The sequence below is a fragment of the Hoeflea sp. TYP-13 genome (assembly GCF_040932035.1).
GTDB lineage: Bacteria > Pseudomonadota > Alphaproteobacteria > Rhizobiales > Rhizobiaceae > Hoeflea_A.
Genome location: NZ_JBFRBB010000002.1, coordinates 307,644 through 325,846 on the forward strand (window position 1 = coordinate 307,644; position 18,203 = coordinate 325,846).

Here is an 18,203-nt window from a genome sequence, read left to right on the forward strand (position 1 = left end):
ATAACGCTGTCAGAACCCCGTGAGGCCAAGGCAATAAAAGACCCCGTCGGTGAAACCGCGGGGTCTTTGTTTATTGCGGGATGCAACGGGAACTTTGGGTGGATCTGCGCGCTCAGTTATCAGCGCGAACGACCGCATCGCCCTTGTCGGCCAACGCCTTGAGATCGGCAGGTTTCAGTTCCACCGACTCGCCGCAGCCACATGCCGAGGTCTGGTTCGGGTTGTTGAAAACGAATCCCGAGCGCAGCTTCGTGGTTTCAAAATCCATCTCGGTGCCGAGCAGGAAGAGGACAGCCTCAGGCGCAACATAAACGCGTGCGTCGTCCAATTCGACGACATCGTCCTTGTCGTTGGCCTCGGTAACCAGATCGACCGTGTATTCCATACCCGCACAGCCGCCTTTCTTGATGCCGATCCGCAAACCTACGGCCGGTTCACTGGCAGCTGCAACAAGGCTCCTGACGCGATCGGCAGCCTTGTCCGTCAATGTCATGACTTCAAACTGGCCCATGTTCTGTCTCCAAAGCCACTCGGGCTGGCTTATGTTCATAGGATAGCGCCGACCGGTAAATCTTCAATCAATACCAGCCGACGGCAATCTGCGCTTCTTCCGACATCCGGTCCGGTGTCCACGGCGGATCAAAGGTCATGTTCACCTCTACACCCGAAACACCTTCCACCGTGCTGACGGCATTTTGAACCCATCCGGGCATTTCACCGGCAACCGGGCATCCCGGCGCGGTCAGCGTCATATCGATCTTGACGCCCCGGTCATCCTCGATATCGATGCGGTAGATCAGACCAAGCTCATAGATATCCGCCGGAATTTCCGGATCATAGACCGTCTTGATGGCGGCGATGATATCATCGGTCAGCCGCGCAAGTTCGTCACGCGGAATGGTTGAGGCGGTGTGGCCTCCGTTATCCGTGCTTCCGCTGGTCTGTACGTCGTCACTCATTGATCCAATCCCGATCTCGCAAAGCCTCAGGCGAAAAAAATCCGTGCCTTCAGCAATGCATCATAAAGCGCATCAACCTCGGCGCGTGTGTTGTACATGCCGAATGAGGCTCGGCACGTCGATGTTACACCAAAACGCCGCAGCAATGGCTGTGCGCAATGCGTTCCGGCACGAACCGCCACGCCCGAGCGGTCAATAACCATGGAAATGTCGTGGGCATGGATTCCCTCGATTTCGAAGGAAATGATCGCGCCCTTGCCCGGTGCATTGCCAAAAATGCGCAGGGAATTGATTTGTCCAAGCTTTTCATGCGCATAGGCGCAAAGATCCGCTTCGTGGGCTGCTATTCTTTCCCTGCCCACACTCTCCATATAGTCGAGCGCCGCACCCAATCCAATAGCCTGCACGATAGGCGGGGTTCCGGCCTCGAAGCGGTGCGGCGGATCATTGTAGGTGATCACGTCCTCGCTGACGTCCAGGATCATCTCACCGCCGCCCTGGAACGGGCGCATCTTTTCGAGCATCTGTTTTTTGCCGTAGAGCACCCCGATACCCGACGGGCCATAAACCTTGTGTCCGGTAAAGACGTACCAATCGCAGTCGATGTCACGCACATCAACCGGCATGTGGACAGCCGCCTGGCTGCCGTCAACCAAAACCGGGATGCCACGCTCATGGGCAATGCGGCAGATCTCCTTGACCGGAACCACCGTACCCAGCACATTCGACATATGCGTGATGGCGATCAGTTTGGTGCGCTCCGTCAGTTGCGCTTCAAAATCAGCGATATGGAATTCACCGTTGTCGTCGACCGGAATCCATTTGAGCTTGGCGCCCTGCCGTTCGCGGATGAAATGCCAGGGAACAATGTTGGAATGGTGCTCCATCAGGCTGAGCACGATCTCGTCGCCCTCGCCGATCTCCGGCATGCCGTAGCCATAGGCGACCGTGTTGATGGCCTCGGTGGTCGACTTGGTAAAAACGACCTCATCCACCGATCCTGCGTTGATGAAACTACGAACCTTTTCCCGCGCGGCCTCATAGGCATCAGTTGCTGCATTCGACAAAAAATGCAGTCCACGATGAACATTGGCATATTCATTCGAATAGGTCCCGGAAACCGTGTCAATTACGGCCTGTGGCTTCTGTGCCGAGGCGCCATTATCGAGATAGACCAGCGGTTTGCCGTAGACCGTCCGCGATAGAATCGGAAAATCCCGGCGGATGGCTTCAACATCATATTGGTCGGTGCGTCCGACGATTGCCTGTGTCGTATCATCCATGGGCGTCCAACCAGTTCTCGAACCGGTTCTCCAGCGCCTCGATCAGCGCCTCATCGTCCAGTTCTTCCACGATTTCAGCAATAAAAGCCTTGACCAGCATGGCGCGTGCTTTCCTCTCGCGGATACCGCGCGCTTTCATGTAAAAGAGATGGTTCTCGTCGATATCGGTTACCGTCGCACCGTGTGCGCATTGCACGTCATCGGCGAAAATCTCCAGCTCCGGCTTCGATGAAAAATCGCCTTCATCCGACAAAAGCAATGTGTTGCATGCCATACGCGCGTCGGTTTTCTGCGCGATCTGGGCCACTTTGATCTGGCCCTGGAACACACCACGGGCACGGTCGAAAACCACATTGCGGAATGTCTCTGTGGAAACGCAGTTCGGCACCAGATGGTCGAGCGTCATCGTCACGTCGGTGTGGCTGTCGCCACCAAGCAGGTTGACGCCACGAAGCACCAGTTCGGAATTTTCGCCGCTTGCGGAGATATGTATTTCCTGCCGCACAAGCTTTCCGCCGGCATTGGCAACAAACAGCGTCAGCTTGGCATTGGTGCCGAGTTCGATGTTGATCTGCCCGAAATGGGTGTCCGAAAGGCCCCGTTCCTGACTGATGACCCACACGATATCGGCATCGTCGCCGACATGAAGATCGGTAATCGAAGAGGCCAGTGTTGCATCATCACCTTGCGAAATATGGCGCTCGATAAAGGTGCCGGTGGCTCCCCTCCCAATTGTAACCGGGAACCGGGAATGAGACTGTCCACCGCCCTGAACCACTTGTATTTCAAGCGGATCGGTTAGGTTCAAACCATCATTGACGGTAAGGCTGATGCCGTCATTTGCAAATGCTCCGTTGAGGCGGCCGATCAGATCGTCGGTGCTTTGCAACACCATGCGCTGGGCGGCTATACCCTCGCTCAGCGCATCGCGGTAGAAACCGGCGCTCACACCGTCGGGTGCATCCACGTCATCGGCGCGGCCATCCAGCACGGAAACCACACCGGACCCGGCGACAAGCGGCTCAACCGCTCCCGATCCGGCCTCACCGTCGCCATCCGGTATCTTTTTCAGGAGATTGCGCAGGTCGGTATAGTGCCAGGCTTCAACACGCCGTGTTGGCAAACCGTTCTGTTTGATATCTTCAATGAAGTCGTCGCGAATTGCGGTTATCGCTCCATTGCCCGGCAAGCTGCCAAGCTTGCCGACAAAACTGTCAACGAGCGCCTGTTCCGCGGCTGTTATCGGTCGCTTGCTTTGCATATTCATCACAAAACCTTTTCAGCCCCGCGCCCTCAGGCCGCGTCCTTGATGATATTGGTATAGCCGTTGTTTTCGAGCTCAAGAGCCAGCTCTTTGTCACCGGATTTGATCACCTGTCCCTTGTAGAGAACATGTACGCTGTCCGGGATGATGTGCTCAAGAAGGCGCTGATAGTGCGTAATCACCACAATCGCGCGGTCAGGCGAACGAAGTGCATTCACACCTTCCGACACGATTTTCAACGCATCGATGTCGAGGCCCGAATCCGTTTCGTCGAGCACACAGAGCGTCGGCTCCAGAAGCGACATCTGCAGGATCTCGGCACGCTTCTTTTCACCGCCAGAAAAGCCAACATTCAGCGGACGTTTGAGCATGTCCATGTCGATCTTGAGTTCGCCGGCCGCCTCGCGGACCCGGCGGATGAATTCCGGCGTCGTCAGTTCCTCTTCGCCGCGTGCCTTGCGCTGTTCGTTCATCGCAACCTTCAGGAACTGCATCGTGGCAACACCCGGGATTTCAACCGGATACTGGAACGCCAGAAACAATCCGGCGGCAGCGCGCTCGGCGGTGTCCATCTCAAGGATGCTTTCGCCGTTGTACAAAATGTCGCCTTCCGTCACCTCATAGTCGTCGCGTCCGGTCAGGATATAGGACAGGGTCGATTTACCCGATCCGTTCGGTCCCATGATGGCGGCCACTTCACCCTTTTTCACGGTCAGATTGAGACCGCGGATGATCTCGGTTCCGTCTTCGGCGATACGCGCGTGCAGGTTTTTGATTTCAAGCATTTCTGTCAGTCCAAATTCTTTGATGGGCCAGGTCCAATTGTATTGCGCGGCTCTGCGCTTGCGCGCTTTAGCCGACGCTTCCTTCCAGGCTAATTCCAATGAGTTTTTGTGCTTCGACGGCAAATTCCATCGGCAATTCCTGAATGACTTCCTTGACAAAGCCATTGACGATCAGGGCGATAGCCTCTTCCTCGGGAATGCCCCGCTGCATGCAGTAGAACAGCTGATCCTCGGATATCTTCGACGTCGTCGCCTCATGCTCAAACTGGGCGGTGGCGTTCTTGGCCTCGATGTAAGGCACGGTGTGCGCGCCGCAATTATTGCCAATCAGCAGGGAATCGCACTGTGTGAAATTGCGAGCATTCGCTGCGCGCCGATGCGCAGAGACCTGGCCACGGTACGTGTTGTTGGAGTGTCCCGCGGAAATACCCTTCGAGATGATCCGGCTTGACGTGTTCTTGCCCAGATGAAGCATCTTGGTGCCACTGTCGATCTGCTGACGGCCATTGGACACCGCGATCGAGTAAAATTCGCCGCGCGAGTTGTCGCCACGCAGGATGCATGACGGATATTTCCAGGTGATGGCGGATCCGGTCTCGACCTGGGTCCATGAAATCTTCGAGTTGGCGCCGCGGCAGTCGCCACGCTTTGTCACGAAGTTGTAGATGCCGCCCTTGCCTTCGCTGTCGCCGGGATACCAGTTCTGAACGGTCGAATATTTGATTTCGGCATCATCCAGAGCCACAAGTTCGACAACGGCCGCGTGAAGCTGGTTTTCGTCGCGCTGCGGTGCCGTGCATCCCTCAAGATAGGATACATATGCTCCGTCCTCGCAGATGATCAGCGTGCGCTCGAACTGTCCGGTGTTCTTTTCGTTGATACGGAAATAGGTCGAAAGCTCCATCGGGCAGCGAACACCCTTCGGCACGAACACGAACGAGCCGTCGGTGAAGACCGCCGAATTCAGCGTGGCGTAGAAATTGTCGCTGACCGGAACAACCGAACCGAGATATTTGCGGACGAGTTCGGGATGTTCGCGAATGGCTTCGGAAATCGACATGAAGATAACGCCGGCCTTTGCCAGCTCTTCCTTGAACGTCGTAACTACCGATACCGAATCGAAAACCGCATCCACAGCCACTTTGGACTGCTGGACGCCGGCCAGTATTTCCTGCTCGCGCAGTGGGATGCCGAGTTTCTCATAGGTGGCCAGCAGCTCGGGGTCGACCTCGTCAATGGTCTTCGGGCCGGTCTGGTTTTTAGGGGCGGCATAATAGTAGAGATCGTTGAAGTCGATCTGCGGATATTCAACGCGCGCCCAGCTCGGCTCTTCCATCGTCAGCCAGCGGCGATAAGCATCAAGACGCCATTCGAGCATCCATTCCGGCTCATCCTTCTTAGCCGAGATGAAGCGGATAATGTCTTCATTCAGACCCTTGGGGGCCTTGTCCATTTCGATGAGAGTTTCGAAACCGTATTTATACTGGTCCACATCGATCTGGCGAACCTGATCGATCGTCTCCTGCACCGCAGGCATTGGCGCTCTCCAATCTCGCCGGGTTCAAGGTCCGGCAGTTGTCAACGTCATATATATTGTCCGGCGTGGCCATGAGGCTTTGCTAGACCGAATTTAGTGTGTCAGAAATCATATTTCCACCACGTGCAGCAGCTTGTAATCCGAAATTTAAAACTTTTCTAGACTAGCGCTCCGTTTTCTTGCCTATTTTTCTCACGTTTTTCGTTGATTTTTGCAAAAACCTCCAGAAACCGGCGGATTTCACCCTGCGTCGATTCGGCGCCGATGCTGACGCGAATCCCACCGAGATCCGCATCCTGTCCCATCGCCGCAAGGACATGGCTCGGTCCCACCTTGCCCGATGAACAGGCAGAGCCCGCCGAAACCGCCACCCCCTCGAGATCGAACGCAATCTGAGCCGTCTCCGCCTTGAGGCCCGGAAGCGAGAAGAATGTCGTGTTGACGAGGCGCGGTGATTCAGCGCCGTGGATAATACAGTCGGGAGCACACGCAAGTATGCCGGCTTCAAGTTCGTCGCGCATCTGCCTGATGCCGTCAGAACGCGCGGCAAGATCAGTCGACACAAATGCTGCTGCCGCCCCAAAACCTGCAATAGCCGCCGGATTTTCGGTGCCGGACCTGTGCCCCTTTTCTTGTCCGCCGCCCGGTATCAGCGGCAACGGCATCATCACCTCGCCCGCACATATAACCGCGCCAACCCCTTTGGGACCGCCCATCTTGTGCGACGACAGCAACAGGAAATCCGCACCAAGGTCACCCATGTCGATCGGCAACCTGCCGGCGGCCTGTACCGCATCGACAACGAGGATACCTCCATGCTCTTTGGTTATCTGGGCGGCTTCGGTTACCGGCTGAAGCACACCGGTCTCATTATTTGCCAATTGAATGGCCACCATCGGCAGGCCGATTGATTGATCATGCGTGGTCAAATGGTTGCGCAAACCTTCAAGGTCGACCACACCGTTTTCATCGACCTCCAGTTTTGTCACGTGATCCGCATCGAAACGTCCGCCGTTGAGCACGCACGGATGCTCGACTGCCGACACATAAAGATGGCCGATTGCAAGATCGGCTTTACCCATTTTGAAATGCGGCGTCAGCACGGTCGCGGCAGCTTCGGTGGCACCGCTGGTAAAGATGACGCCGGCGGCGTCGGCCCCGCAAAGTGCCGCAACCTGGCGTCGGGCGGTATTGACAACTGCCCGTGCGGCGCGGCCTTCGGCGTGAACCGATGACGGATTGCCGGGCAGATCCAGGGCGTCGCTCATGGCGGCGCGGGCGACCGGCAACAGCGGAGCTGTGGCATTATAATCCATATATATGCGTGACTTGTTCATATGGCTGCTGTGCCGGATGAACCGGCAATGCCTCATTTTCCTTGAAATTTCAGATACCAATGGCTTATGACACTTCGTTATATCCGGAAGGATAAACAAAAACCAATTCGAACCTGTCTAGTTGAGTTGGTGGAACAGCGCCTTTGCCCGAACCAGCAAGCCCGGTTTCGCCATTACTCGAATTTGACCCGGAGAAACAATGCCTGAAGTCATTTTCAACGGTCCCGCCGGACGGCTGGAAGGCCGTTATCAGCCAGCCAAGGAAAAGAATGCGCCGATTGCCATCGTTCTGCACCCGCACCCGCAGTTCGGCGGCACCATGAACAACCAGATTGTCTACCAGCTCTTTTATATGTTTCAGCAGCGAGGATTTACCACGCTGCGCTTTAATTTCCGTTCCATCGGCCGCAGCCAGGGCACATTCGACCACGGCACCGGTGAGCTATCGGATGCGGCTGCCGCGTTGGATTGGATCCAGAGCCTTCATCCAGACAGCAAGAGCTGCTGGGTTGCAGGATACTCCTTTGGTTCCTGGATCGGTATGCAGCTCCTGATGCGGCGCCCTGAAATCGAGGGGTTCATGTCAATCGCACCGCAGCCCAACATCTACGATTTCGCGTTCCTGGCCCCCTGCCCCTCCTCCGGCCTGATCATCCACGGCGACGCGGACCGCGTCGCGCCGGAAAAAGATGTGCAGGGCCTTGTTGAAAAACTGAAAACCCAAAAGGGCATCATGATCACCCAGAAGATCATGTCCGGCGCCAACCACTTCTTCAACGGCCAGGTTGATGAGCTGATCGAGGAGTGCTCGGATTATCTCGATCGCCGGCTCAATGGTGAACTGGTTCCCGAACCGGCGCCCAAACGCATCCGTTAAGGCAATCGGAGCAACCGATGAGACGAAAAGCGCGGCAGTCACCAAAAATACGGGCCGCGCTTTTTGCTGTTTGCGCTACTTTATTGGCGACACCGTCCGCTCTCTCGCAAAACGGATTTGCAGCCCCGGATCTGATAGACGTGCCCGCCGGCCCATTCATCATGGGGTCCGACGCCAGCGAGCGCGAAACCGCCTATCAACTTGACGAGGCCGCCTACGGCCACAGCGTCACACGCGAACGCGGCTGGTATGACCGCGAGCCGCAACGGACCGTCGATCTTGGCGCATTCCGTATTTCAAAAACGCCAATCACCAACGAAGCCTACTCGGTCTTCCTAAGAGAGACCGGCCATCGACCTCCTTCGGTCACTCAAAAGGAATGGGACGGCTACGGCCTGATTCATCCCTTTCCCCGGGCGGTTCCGTATATCTGGAAATCTGCGGATGCTCCTGCCGGCAGGCAAAACCATCCTGTCGTCATGGTCAGCTATGGCGACGCGCAGGCCTATGCAAACTGGTTGAGCCAAAAGACGGGCGAAAACTGGCGTCTGCCAACAGAGGCCGAATGGGAAAAGGCCGCTCGCGGTCCGGAGGGTGCATATTTTCCCTGGGGCGACAAGTTCGACCCCGGCCTCCTCAACAGCCATGACACCGGTCCGTTTTCGACGGTGCCGGTCGGCTCGTTTCCGGCAGGCGCAAGTCCCTACGGCCTGCTGGATGCCGCGGGTCAGGTCTTTGAGTGGACCTCAACCCCTGCCGGCGACAACAGGCACATCGTCAAGGGCGGATCGTGGGACGACAAAGGATGCGGCGTATGTCGCCCCGCCGCCAGACACAGCCGGCCTGATACGATCAAGCATATCCTCGTCGGTTTTCGGCTTGTTCGGGAATAGCCGTATCTCAGCGCGATGATTTTGCAGATGATGGTTGTGCCAGCACTCCGCCGGTCGTCGGCTGGCGGCAACCGGTCGTGCCGGGCCAGCTGAGCGGCAATCCGCGGCGTGAACGAATTGCAAGATAGGCCCAGGCTTCCGCCTCCATCGCATCGCCATTCAATCCGGCTTCCTCGGCGGCAATCACCGTGCCGCCCTTTGCGCCGACAATCTCCGCCAGGTCTTCCATGATGACACGGTTATTGCGCCCGCCACCGCAAACGATCCACGTGTCAGGCGACTGAGGCAGCGTCTCCGATGACTTGACGATGGCCTCCGCCGTAAGGCGGGCAAGGCTTCTGGCGCCGTCCTCGAGCGTAGCGCTGTCCGGTTCGGGCGGACGGAAATCGTTGCGGTCGAGCGACCTGCGGTCTTTGTTGCTGAAAAAATCGGCACGCAGATATTCATCCACCATAGAACGCAATATGCCGCCCTCGCTCGCGATCGCACCGCCCTGATCGAACGGGATGCCGGCTTTTGTTTCAACCCACTGATCGATCAAAGTGTTTCCCGGACCTGTGTCGAATGCGTGGAGTTCTCCGTCTTGGGTCACGCAGGTGATATTCGAAATGCCGCCGATATTGACGAAGGCAGTAGCACCTTCCCGCGCCACTTTGCCCGCCAATGCGCCGTGATAGGCAGGCGCAAGCGGAGCGCCCTCTCCACCGGCTTCCATATCAGCTGCGCGCATATCGTAGACAACGGGTATATTGAGGTTTGCAGCAAGCGCCTGGCCATCGCCGATCTGCACGGTCAGTTTCTTCTCCGGTCTGTGAAGTACCGTCTGTCCATGAAACCCGATCAGATCAACCGTATCCGGATCAATCCCGCATCGTTCCGTGAAAGCAAGGACCGCATCGGCATGAAGCTGCGTGAGTTCACGCTCGACGTCGCCGAGGTCGCCTGGACGTTCGTTCCGTGACGTTATTCCGGAAGCGGTTTCCAGCACTGCGGCCAGCCTGCGGCGGAATTCCGGCCTGTAGGGTATGGTCAGAAACGGACCGCGCTCAACCACCGAATCACCATCGCTTTTGATAAGCGCCACATCGATACCGTCCATCGATGTGCCACTCATCAGACCGATTGCGGTCACAATGCCTAAACCCTCGTCACTGCCTGCCATCACAACCCTCAATGCGTCCCATTCAAACAAATGGCGTGAAATCTCCGGCAAAGGGTGATAAACGCCCGGCCAAACCGATAGCACTATTTGCATCCGATATCAGGATGCGCAGGGAAAGAACAACAATGTCCGCCTTCAAGTCCGACTTTCTTCATACGCTCAGCGAGCGCGGTTTCATCCATCAGACATCGGATGACAGCGGCCTCGATTCACTGCTGCAGAAGGAAACGGTCACGGCCTATATTGGGTTCGACCCGACCGCATCGAGCCTGCATGCCGGTTCGCTCATACAGATCATGATGCTTCACTGGTTCCAAAAAACCGGCCACAAACCGATCGCATTGATGGGTGGCGGAACAGGCATGATCGGCGATCCGAGCTTCAAGGACGAAGCGCGGCAGTTGATGACGCCTGAAAAGATCGATGAGAATCTAGCAGGCATAAGAGAGAATTTTTCCCAATACCTGAATTTCGGCGATGGCAAGACAGACGCCATCATGGTCAACAACGCCGACTGGCTGATGGGCATCAACTATGTTGAATTCCTTCGCGATGTCGGCCGGCACTTTTCGGTTAACCGGATGCTGAGTTTCGATTCCGTCAAGTTGCGACTCGATAGAGAGCAATCCCTGTCATTCCTCGAATTCAACTACATGATCCTTCAGGCTTACGATTTTGTCGAACTGAACAAACGCTACGGCTGCAAACTGCAGATGGGCGGATCCGACCAGTGGGGCAACATCATCAACGGAATTGATCTCGGTCACCGCCTCGGCACGCCTCAGCTATACGCCGTCACTTCGCCGCTTCTGACAACCTCCTCGGGTGCGAAGATGGGCAAATCCGCCAGCGGTGCGGTATGGCTGAACGCAGACCTTTTGAGCGTTTATGATTTCTGGCAGTACTGGCGCAACACAGAGGATGCGGATGTCGCTCGTTTCCTCAAGCTCTACACAACGCTTCCGATGGACGAAATTGCGCGACTTGAAGCGCTTGGCGGATCGGAAATCAATGAGGTTAAAAAAATCCTTGCCACCGAGGTGACGGCCATCCTGCATGGCCGCGCAGCGGCAGAAGAGGCAGCCGAAACAGCCCGCAAGACCTTCGAAGAAGGTGCCCTGGCCGAGAATCTGCCTTCAGTTGAAATTGCCGCATCGGAGTTGAACGACGGCGTTGGTCTTTTGAGCCTGTTCGTGACCGCCGGACTTGCCGGTTCGAACGGCGAGGCCCGTCGTCACGTCAAGGGGGGTGCCGTCCGCGTAAACGACACGCAGGTCACCGACGAACGGCGTGTCGTAGGAAGTGCGGACCTTACCGATGACGGTGTCGTCAAACTGTCCCTGGGTAAGAAGAAACACATGCTGGTGCGGCCCGTCTGAAGCCACAGGTGCCTCACCGGGTCTCGGCATCATTGTCGAAGGAACTCGGTTTTCTGACCGTGGTCGCACCATCATTGCGGAACTGGAAGATCGATCTGAATATCCCCGGAGCAATGATGGATATGGGGTTGATGGTAAGTATCGGATCCTGAAGTTTTCCGGTCAGACGGAATGTGATGCCGATCAAGCCCCTGTCACGTCCATTGCCTAAGATCACCCCAAGCAGCGGGATTTCTCCGAATATCCTGTTAAGCCCGTACGCCGGCATGAATGTGCCGGTTATATTCATGTCATCCTTGGCGTCGAAGATCGTACCCTGGAAGGCAAATCCCACCTCCGGGCCTCGTGCGATACCGTCGCTGACACGAAGATAGCCTTTTCCTTTGTCAACACGCGCAAATGCGTGCTGGAACTGCGCGCGGCTCACATCAATATCACGGCGCACAGCCTGATTGAGGCTTTCACCGCCGCTTGGATTAGAGGAAACAAGCGATTTCAGGTGCTCGTCATTGATGACGCTGAAATTGCGCAGGTCCACCGTGCCGATATACGGACCTGTGCCGGATTTCGCCAATTGCACATCCAGGGTTCCGCCGTGAATTTTTGCATAGACATCGGTAAAGCGAACGAATGAGCCAGCATCGTTGCTGTTGAATGTCAGTACAAGACCGGAACCGCCATGTTTGCCGACCGCATCGATGACCCCGCCGGACGTTGTTTTCGCCTTCAGGTCAAGCCCCAATATGGTCTCTCCCTGCCCGGAATAGTCGAGAGCAAACCCGTGAAGGATTTCACCGTTGAAGCCATGGGCTTCATCTGCGCGTACTTTCAACTCCACCCTCGACGTATCGGCACCGATCTCTGCAGCTTCGGATTCGCTCAGAAGATGTTTGACCGAGGACCTCAAATCAATGGCACGACCGGAGACATTGACGATGTAGGCTTTGCCTTTCCTTGTCAGCTTAACCACAAAATTGTCACTACGGCTGAGGGAAGCCCGGCTGATATCCGCATTGACGACCTCGCCATTTGCAAACTCGAGATTTCCGAGTGCGGAAAACCCCTCTCCCTTGAGATCGAAATTATTGATGTGGAAGGCGGCTGGCAGACCAAGCCCTTTTTCCTCCGGTTCATCGGAGGATGCAGCCGCCGCCGTTGCAACCACCTCGGCAGCTTCCTTTGGGATCATTTCAAAGCTGGCTGTCGCTTTTATTCCCTTGCCCTTGGACCAGCCAATCCAGGGCAGGATCAGCTTGGCTTCCGTAAAGTCGGCGTCGACGACCTGCCGGCCGTCGCCCTCCAGCTTCGCTGTTAGGAAGATGGTCCCTTTTACAAATTCATTCAGTTGCGGAGCAAATTGCGCGCGATCAGCTTCGGTAACGTAAAACTTGACGACGCGGTCGGAAGGCAGGTCGCTTTTTCGGTCCAGCGGCTCGGTAAAATCAAGATTTGCCTGCATACCGTTGAGATCGGCTTCCGCGTCTATCTTTATGGTCTCGGTATCAACGTGCATCTTTCCCTTGGCATCGGTGACTTTCACGCCGTCAATCTTCGGACCGATACTGACGCCCTTGAGATCAAGTTCGACCTCCCAATTCGGGCTCGGCGGGTTCTGGTCCTGAATGAGCCCGAATGTAACCTGGACCTTGGAGGAGACCTCACCCTCGAAATCCTCAGCCTTGTATGGCGTTTGCTGCAACGCGCTGATCGGCCGGTACGAAATGAGCTCTGCAACAGCCGAGGCATCGCCGGAAACATCTATGTCCAACTCCGCCATCAGCGGATTTGCATCGGTATGATCTATAATGAAAAGCCCGTCCGAAATGCCGACACTCCGGCCGGTCGGAAAATACGAGGTTCCCTTGTCGATCTTTAGCTCCAGATGCTTTCCACGGAGACTGAGCAGCCCAGTGGCGCCCCTGACCGGCGGGATATCCCCGGCAACATCGAAACGCGCATCGCTGATATTGAAATCAATTTGGAGCTGATCACCGTTCAGGTTGAGAGAGTCCGGCAAACCGGATGCCATGCGTCCTTCCGGAATGAAAACGCGAATTGCGCCGTCAGTGACAGTTCCGCCAAACAGGTTTTCGTGAACCCAACGGCGTGCCATTTTGGCAATCCAGTAAGGCCATAGCTGTTTGACGGTTGTCGTATCCATCTTTTCAATGTTGGCGACAAAGCTGACTTCGGGACTGGTGTCAGAGAATTGTATGCTGGCTGACGAAAACATCGTGCCGGCCTGGCCCGTAACGATAAAGTCGTCGACATACAACCTCTTCTCGGCGCTCACCAGACGGCCAAATGCCTTCATGGCGACCTTGACCGGGGGCTCTGAGGAATCGGTCGGAGCGACCGTTGCCTCATCGATAAGCAGGTCGATTGCAAATCCCCGTTCGCTTTGTCCGGGTAGGTTCTGCAGATCGATGATACCGCCGTTGAAACTGTAGTTGGATTTACCGATCTTCAATTTTGACGGTTTTATCTCCAGAGACTTGCGCTCCGGCTCGAATGCAAGCTTGATTGAACTTGGCTCCACCTGCGCTGCAATTCCGTCCATGAAAAGCTCGCCGGCGGAAAAGTGCAGCTCGGCCTGTAGTTCGGAACTCTTGCCGCCTCCGCCTTCGAGCGCCGAAAGGTCAATCTCCACATTGCTCTCCATGCGGAACTTTCGACGGGGGTTTTGTGTAATCTCCTTGATCATCTTGCCGACATGAACACCAGTGACGGACGCCGTCAGCTTCATGCGGCCTTCCTGATCTTCATCAGGAATCGCTTCCGCTTCCATGCGTATGTCCTGCTCGGCATATTCAAGCTGCGCTTTGATATTCAAACCCGAATCATCGCCTTCGGATATTTCAGCGGATTGAATTTTGACCGTACCGCCCGAGCCATCCGATTGGTTCGCCATGCCGATGCCGGTGATTGTGGTGTCGGTCAGAAAGATCCAGCGAGTGCCCCTCTCACCCAATGCATCGGACAGTGTCGCGATCGATTTGAAGGCGCCATCGGTTATCTTCTCAAGGTTTGCGACTTCGAACGCCCGCTGTTCACTTTGGACCGCATCCGCCGACACGGTCTTGCGCAAAAGACCGGCATTGATGAATCCGCCATAGACTTCAATGTGCGAAATTTTCAGTTGGCCGGACAAAAGCGGCGGAATCTGCAGTGCTATCCTTACCCGTTGCGCACGGACCACCTCACCGCCGCCTTGTGCGACTTTCAATCCGACATCATGGGCTTCCAGGGCAACCAGCCCCCGCTTTGCCAGTCGAATGCCCGCGCTGCTTACGGACGCCGTGAAACGCTCACCAGCAGCATCCTGCAAAAGCGTTTGCGCTCTGCTCGTCAGCGGACCGTCGAAGGCTCCACTCTGCAGCAGCACGAAGCCGCCCAGAACAATGAGAAGAAGCAATGCCGTGAGGAAAGCAAAACCCCTTGCAGACATGTGCAAGAACCCGTAACCCCATGGCGTGTGCACTATGATCGGGTCTTCTGCATTGGCCGACGGCATAGAATGCAGTGCAACAGAATCTTGCTGCCTGTTTCTCTTTCGACCGCCATTGTTTTCCGTCATTGAATAGGGGTTCCGTTGCCACAATGAGGCGCAACATCCATCCCCGAAATACCTGATCGCGGGAATTGGACGATTCTACATTCAACTATATATAGCACGGCGACCGTATCAACAGATTCAATGCATTGGAGAGGGGCACATGACGGCACTCGCAGAGGGAATGAAAGCACCGGACTTCGCACTGCCGCGAGATGGTGGCGAAACCGTGGCGCTATCGGATTATTCCGGGCAAAAACTTGTGCTGTTTTTCTACCCCAAGGACGATACCAGCGGATGCACCGCCGAAGCGCGCGACTTTACCGAATTGCAGGAGCAGTTTACCGAAGCCGGAGCGGCGCTTCTCGGCATGTCGCCGGACAGCGTCAAAAAGCACGACAAGTTCATCGCCAAGTACGAACTGACTGTCCCCCTCGCCTCCGATGAGGATAAATCGACGCTCGAAGCCTACGGTGTATGGGTGGAAAAGAGCATGTACGGAAGAAAGTACATGGGTGTTGAACGCTCCACATTCCTAATCAACGAGCAGGGAAAAATCGAAAAAATCTGGCGCAAGGTAAAAGTGCCCGGTCACGCGGAAGACGTCCTTAAAACGGTCGTCGGCTGATTGCCTGCAAAGGTATCCTCCGGATATGGCCATGGAGAAAAACACAATATTGCGTTTGGAGACCCTGCGCGAAGGTGCCAACCGGGCAGTTGCGGCAACTGATCTGGATGTCAAAACCGAGGTCACACAGGAGGTGGCACGGCGGTGGTTTTCACGAACGCTGTCGCTTCGCTCACCACTCGATTCGCCCATTGCCGATCGGCCCGGGCGTCCAGACAAACCGCAGTTGCTACCACCCAGAATGGTCAAGAAGCGCAACTTGAACTCCGCCGAAGGCCGCATTGCATTGTTGCATGCGCTGGCTCACATCGAACTGAACGCAATCGATCTGGCCCTGGATATCGTCGCGCGCTTTGCGAGCGAGCCAATTCCACTGTCTTTTTTTGACGGTTGGATGCAAGTTGCCTTTGAAGAGGCCAAGCACTTCAATCTTATCCGGGAGCGATTGAGATCGCTTGGCGCCGCATATGGCGACCTGCCCGCCCATGACGGCCTCTGGCAGGCCGCCCATGACACCAGAAACGATCTGACCGCCCGCCTTGCCGTGGTGCCCCTGATTCTCGAAGCCCGGGGATTGGACGTGACCCCTTCCCTGCAGGCCAGGATGATCGAATCGGGCGACACCGAAAGCGCGGCGATTTTGGACATCATTTACAATGACGAGAAAAAGCACGTTGCGATTGGAGCAAAATGGTTTCGATTCCTGTGCCACCGGCAACGCAAGAACCCGGAAGAAACGTTCCGTCAGCTGGTGCGCGCCAATTTCCGCGGACAACTGAAGGCACCCTTTAATGACATCGCCAGAGCCGAGGCGGGCCTGACGCCGTCTTTCTATCGCAGTCTCTCTTCAGCCAACGCCTCCTAACTCTTGTCCCAGTGAAATTTGAGAGCCCCCACTTGCGCAATTTTATTTGCTGACACTTTGGACTTCATTGAAGTTGTCGGTTTTTTACAAGGAATACTTCGTTTTACTGATAGTGGACTCCAAAACGCCGCAACTCAAATCTTTGTTAACCTTAACGGAGTCTAATGGCACCTGTTTCGGCAGTTGAATAATTGGGGGCCATGGTGTCGCACAGTTCCGTAAGCCGCGTCTTCGGCAAACGCTCCAAGCAACACACGATTATCCTGGCTAGCGGCGATGACGTCCGGCATTGGACCATCCGTCCTTGGATGTTCGGCATTGCTGCCAGCTTTCTGGCGGTCATCGCCATCGGTTATCTTTTGGGCACGACCTATCTTGTGCTGCGCGACGACCTGATTGGCGCCGCCATGGCGCGCCAGGCGCGTATTCAACATGCCTATGAGGATCGGATCGCTTCCCTGCGCTCCCAGGTCGACCGAATCACAAGTCGCCAGCTTCTCGATCAGCAGATGATGGATGACAAGATGACGCGCCTGATGGAGCAGCAGGCAAAATTGAGAACCAGGCACGGACGGCTGGACAGTCTGCTAAAACGCGCGGATGTGGTCGAAATCGTTCCGGCACGCGTTCCCATACCACGCGCCCGACCGTCGGGCAGTGTGCCTGCCGACAACCAGCAGCAGGCAAATGCCAAGACCGGCCGGGTCAAGCAGCAACTGGCGCTCACCACAGAGGAATTGCCGCTCAGAACCAGCCAGCTTTCCTACGCGGCAGTTGAGGCAGAGCCGAAAACAAAGCCAGGCGATGTATTCGACAATGTTCTGTTTTCCCTGAAGACAATCGAGCAGGAACAGTTTCGGAAAGTCCAGTCCCTTACATCAAATGCGTATCAGACCGCTGAAACCATTCGTTCCATTTTACAGAATACCGGCATTACCGCTGGACTGAATGCCGGCATTGGCGGCCCGTTTATCAGCGCCGAAAACCCTGCCGCATTCGATGCTTCACTGAACGATCTCGGAGCGGCACTCGACTCACTTGAACAAGCCAAGATGCTGGCCCGGCAAATGCCTGTGGCCAATCCTGTGCCGAACCATCAGATAAGCAGCAAATTCGGCAAACGCCGCGACCCCTTCCTGAAACGCTTCGCGCATCACGCCGGCATCGATTTCAAGACCGCCTACGGGCAGGCGGTATTTTCCACGGGGGCCGGCACGGTGATCACCGCCAAACGCAAGGGCGGTTACGGCAAAATGGTCGAGATCGATCATGGCAACGGGATCACAACACGCTACGCCCACCTTTCACGTATCCACGTCAAAGTGGGCGACAAGGTTACCGTTGGCAATAAAATCGGGGCGGCGGGAAGCACGGGACGCTCGACCGGCCCGCACCTGCACTATGAAATCCGACTTAATGACAAGGCGGTAAACCCGCAACGGTTTCTCGCCGCCGGCAAAAAACTCCAATCCTATCTTTGAGGCGGATTTGAATTTCACGGATGTCGTGTGGTGCTCGTACGGCGCCCCCGGTCCTGCAGTTTAATCTGAATTCCATCCGGTCAGAACCTGAAAATTTCGGCAACTTGCAGCTACACGGAAATGTTATGTGTACAGCCGCATTATTAACCCTGATTGCCACAAATCCCCCACATTTTCTATAGAACCAGAGTAAATTCCGT

At 55.9% G+C, this 18,203-nt stretch carries 15 protein-coding genes; 6 read left to right on the top strand and 9 right to left on the bottom strand.

Translation table 11 applies throughout. The annotated features are described in order from the left end of the window. Positions 1–112: 112 nt before the first annotated feature. From sufA to ABVT35_RS11820, 7 genes are all read right to left on the bottom strand, one after another. Complete coding sequence (gene sufA / locus ABVT35_RS11790; RefSeq protein ID WP_368466660.1) at positions 113–511, bottom strand: Fe-S cluster assembly scaffold SufA; 399 nt, start codon at positions 509–511, stop codon at positions 113–115. A gap of 67 nt (positions 512–578) precedes the next feature. After that, a complete protein-coding gene (locus tag ABVT35_RS11795) occupies positions 579–959 on the bottom strand; it encodes an SUF system Fe-S cluster assembly protein (RefSeq protein WP_368466661.1) in 381 nt (126 codons plus the stop codon). Between the two features lie 26 nt (positions 960–985). Continuing rightward, positions 986–2,242 carry a cysteine desulfurase gene (locus tag ABVT35_RS11800; protein ID WP_368466662.1) on the bottom strand — a complete coding sequence of 419 codons (1,257 nt, stop codon included), beginning with the start codon at positions 2,240–2,242 and terminating at the stop codon, positions 986–988. Then, complete coding sequence (sufD, locus tag ABVT35_RS11805) at positions 2,235–3,509, bottom strand: Fe-S cluster assembly protein SufD (protein ID WP_368466663.1); 1,275 nt, start codon at positions 3,507–3,509, stop codon at positions 2,235–2,237. The genes ABVT35_RS11800 and sufD overlap by 8 nt, the downstream gene beginning before the upstream one ends. 26 nt (positions 3,510–3,535) lie before the next feature. After that, on the bottom strand, positions 3,536–4,291 hold the full coding sequence (sufC, locus tag ABVT35_RS11810) for a Fe-S cluster assembly ATPase SufC (RefSeq protein ID WP_368466664.1): 756 nt from the start codon (positions 4,289–4,291) through the stop codon (positions 3,536–3,538). A gap of 67 nt (positions 4,292–4,358) precedes the next feature. Next, positions 4,359–5,828, bottom strand: a complete 1,470-nt coding sequence (gene sufB, locus ABVT35_RS11815) for a Fe-S cluster assembly protein SufB (protein ID WP_368466665.1) — start codon at positions 5,826–5,828, stop codon at positions 4,359–4,361. A gap of 158 nt (positions 5,829–5,986) precedes the next feature. Then, positions 5,987–7,165, bottom strand: a complete 1,179-nt coding sequence (locus ABVT35_RS11820) for a cysteine desulfurase family protein (RefSeq protein WP_368466666.1) — start codon at positions 7,163–7,165, stop codon at positions 5,987–5,989. A gap of 199 nt (positions 7,166–7,364) precedes the next feature. On the opposite strand from ABVT35_RS11820, the gene ABVT35_RS11825 reads away from it, so the two are divergent. Together ABVT35_RS11825 and ABVT35_RS11830 are read left to right on the top strand one after the other, a co-directional pair. Continuing rightward, entirely contained in the window at positions 7,365–8,042 is a 678-nt protein-coding gene (locus ABVT35_RS11825; protein WP_368466667.1) for an alpha/beta hydrolase, read from the top strand. Between the two features lie 17 nt (positions 8,043–8,059). Continuing rightward, a complete protein-coding gene (locus ABVT35_RS11830) occupies positions 8,060–8,935 on the top strand; it encodes a formylglycine-generating enzyme family protein (RefSeq protein WP_368466668.1) in 876 nt (291 codons plus the stop codon). Positions 8,936–8,942: 7 nt separating this feature from the next. On the opposite strand, the gene ABVT35_RS11835 is transcribed toward ABVT35_RS11830, so the two are convergent. Next, positions 8,943–10,097 (bottom strand): anhydro-N-acetylmuramic acid kinase, encoded by a 1,155-nt coding sequence (locus ABVT35_RS11835; protein ID WP_368466669.1) that lies wholly within the window; start codon positions 10,095–10,097, stop codon positions 8,943–8,945. A gap of 125 nt (positions 10,098–10,222) precedes the next feature. Between ABVT35_RS11835 and tyrS the strand changes: the two genes are divergently transcribed. Next, on the top strand, positions 10,223–11,476 hold the full coding sequence (tyrS, locus tag ABVT35_RS11840; protein WP_368466670.1) for a tyrosine--tRNA ligase: 1,254 nt from the start codon (positions 10,223–10,225) through the stop codon (positions 11,474–11,476). A gap of 13 nt (positions 11,477–11,489) precedes the next feature. On the opposite strand, the gene ABVT35_RS11845 is transcribed toward tyrS, so the two are convergent. Beyond that, the gene (locus ABVT35_RS11845) at positions 11,490–14,924 is read right to left on the bottom strand and encodes a DUF3971 domain-containing protein (RefSeq protein WP_368466671.1); all 3,435 of its coding nucleotides are present in this window, start codon (positions 14,922–14,924) and stop codon (positions 11,490–11,492) included. A 268-nt stretch (positions 14,925–15,192) separates the two neighbouring features. Here ABVT35_RS11845 and bcp point away from each other — a divergent pair, with 268 nt between their 5' ends. From bcp to ABVT35_RS11860, 3 genes are all read left to right on the top strand, one after another. Then, entirely contained in the window at positions 15,193–15,657 is a 465-nt protein-coding gene (bcp, locus tag ABVT35_RS11850) for a thioredoxin-dependent thiol peroxidase (protein ID WP_368466672.1), read from the top strand. A 31-nt stretch (positions 15,658–15,688) separates the two neighbouring features. Then, entirely contained in the window at positions 15,689–16,522 is an 834-nt protein-coding gene (locus ABVT35_RS11855; protein WP_368466673.1) for a ferritin-like domain-containing protein, read from the top strand. Positions 16,523–16,722: 200 nt separating this feature from the next. Beyond that, on the top strand, positions 16,723–18,003 hold the full coding sequence (locus tag ABVT35_RS11860; RefSeq protein WP_368466674.1) for a M23 family metallopeptidase: 1,281 nt from the start codon (positions 16,723–16,725) through the stop codon (positions 18,001–18,003). The last annotated feature ends 200 nt before the right edge of the window (positions 18,004–18,203 follow it).

What these genes read in the sequence shown, in the direction of transcription:
- sufA (WP_368466660.1), bottom strand. Translation starts at nt 511, where the DNA reads ATGGGCCAGTTTGAAGTCATGACATTGACGGACAAGGCTGCCGATCGC.
- ABVT35_RS11795 (WP_368466661.1), bottom strand. Translation starts at nt 959, where the DNA reads ATGAGTGACGACGTACAGACCAGCGGAAGCACGGATAACGGAGGCCAC.
- ABVT35_RS11800 (WP_368466662.1), bottom strand. Translation starts at nt 2,242, where the DNA reads ATGGATGATACGACACAGGCAATCGTCGGACGCACCGACCAATATGAT.
- sufD (WP_368466663.1), bottom strand. Translation starts at nt 3,509, where the DNA reads ATGAATATGCAAAGCAAGCGACCGATAACAGCCGCGGAACAGGCGCTC.
- sufC (WP_368466664.1), bottom strand. Translation starts at nt 4,291, where the DNA reads ATGCTTGAAATCAAAAACCTGCACGCGCGTATCGCCGAAGACGGAACC.
- sufB (WP_368466665.1), bottom strand. Translation starts at nt 5,828, where the DNA reads ATGCCTGCGGTGCAGGAGACGATCGATCAGGTTCGCCAGATCGATGTG.
- ABVT35_RS11820 (WP_368466666.1), bottom strand. Translation starts at nt 7,165, where the DNA reads ATGAACAAGTCACGCATATATATGGATTATAATGCCACAGCTCCGCTG.
- ABVT35_RS11825 (WP_368466667.1), top strand. Translation starts at nt 7,365, where the DNA reads ATGCCTGAAGTCATTTTCAACGGTCCCGCCGGACGGCTGGAAGGCCGT.
- ABVT35_RS11830 (WP_368466668.1), top strand. Translation starts at nt 8,060, where the DNA reads ATGAGACGAAAAGCGCGGCAGTCACCAAAAATACGGGCCGCGCTTTTT.
- ABVT35_RS11835 (WP_368466669.1), bottom strand. Translation starts at nt 10,097, where the DNA reads ATGGCAGGCAGTGACGAGGGTTTAGGCATTGTGACCGCAATCGGTCTG.
- tyrS (WP_368466670.1), top strand. Translation starts at nt 10,223, where the DNA reads ATGTCCGCCTTCAAGTCCGACTTTCTTCATACGCTCAGCGAGCGCGGT.
- ABVT35_RS11845 (WP_368466671.1), bottom strand. Translation starts at nt 14,924, where the DNA reads ATGTCTGCAAGGGGTTTTGCTTTCCTCACGGCATTGCTTCTTCTCATT.
- bcp (WP_368466672.1), top strand. Translation starts at nt 15,193, where the DNA reads ATGACGGCACTCGCAGAGGGAATGAAAGCACCGGACTTCGCACTGCCG.
- ABVT35_RS11855 (WP_368466673.1), top strand. Translation starts at nt 15,689, where the DNA reads ATGGAGAAAAACACAATATTGCGTTTGGAGACCCTGCGCGAAGGTGCC.
- ABVT35_RS11860 (WP_368466674.1), top strand. Translation starts at nt 16,723, where the DNA reads ATGGTGTCGCACAGTTCCGTAAGCCGCGTCTTCGGCAAACGCTCCAAG.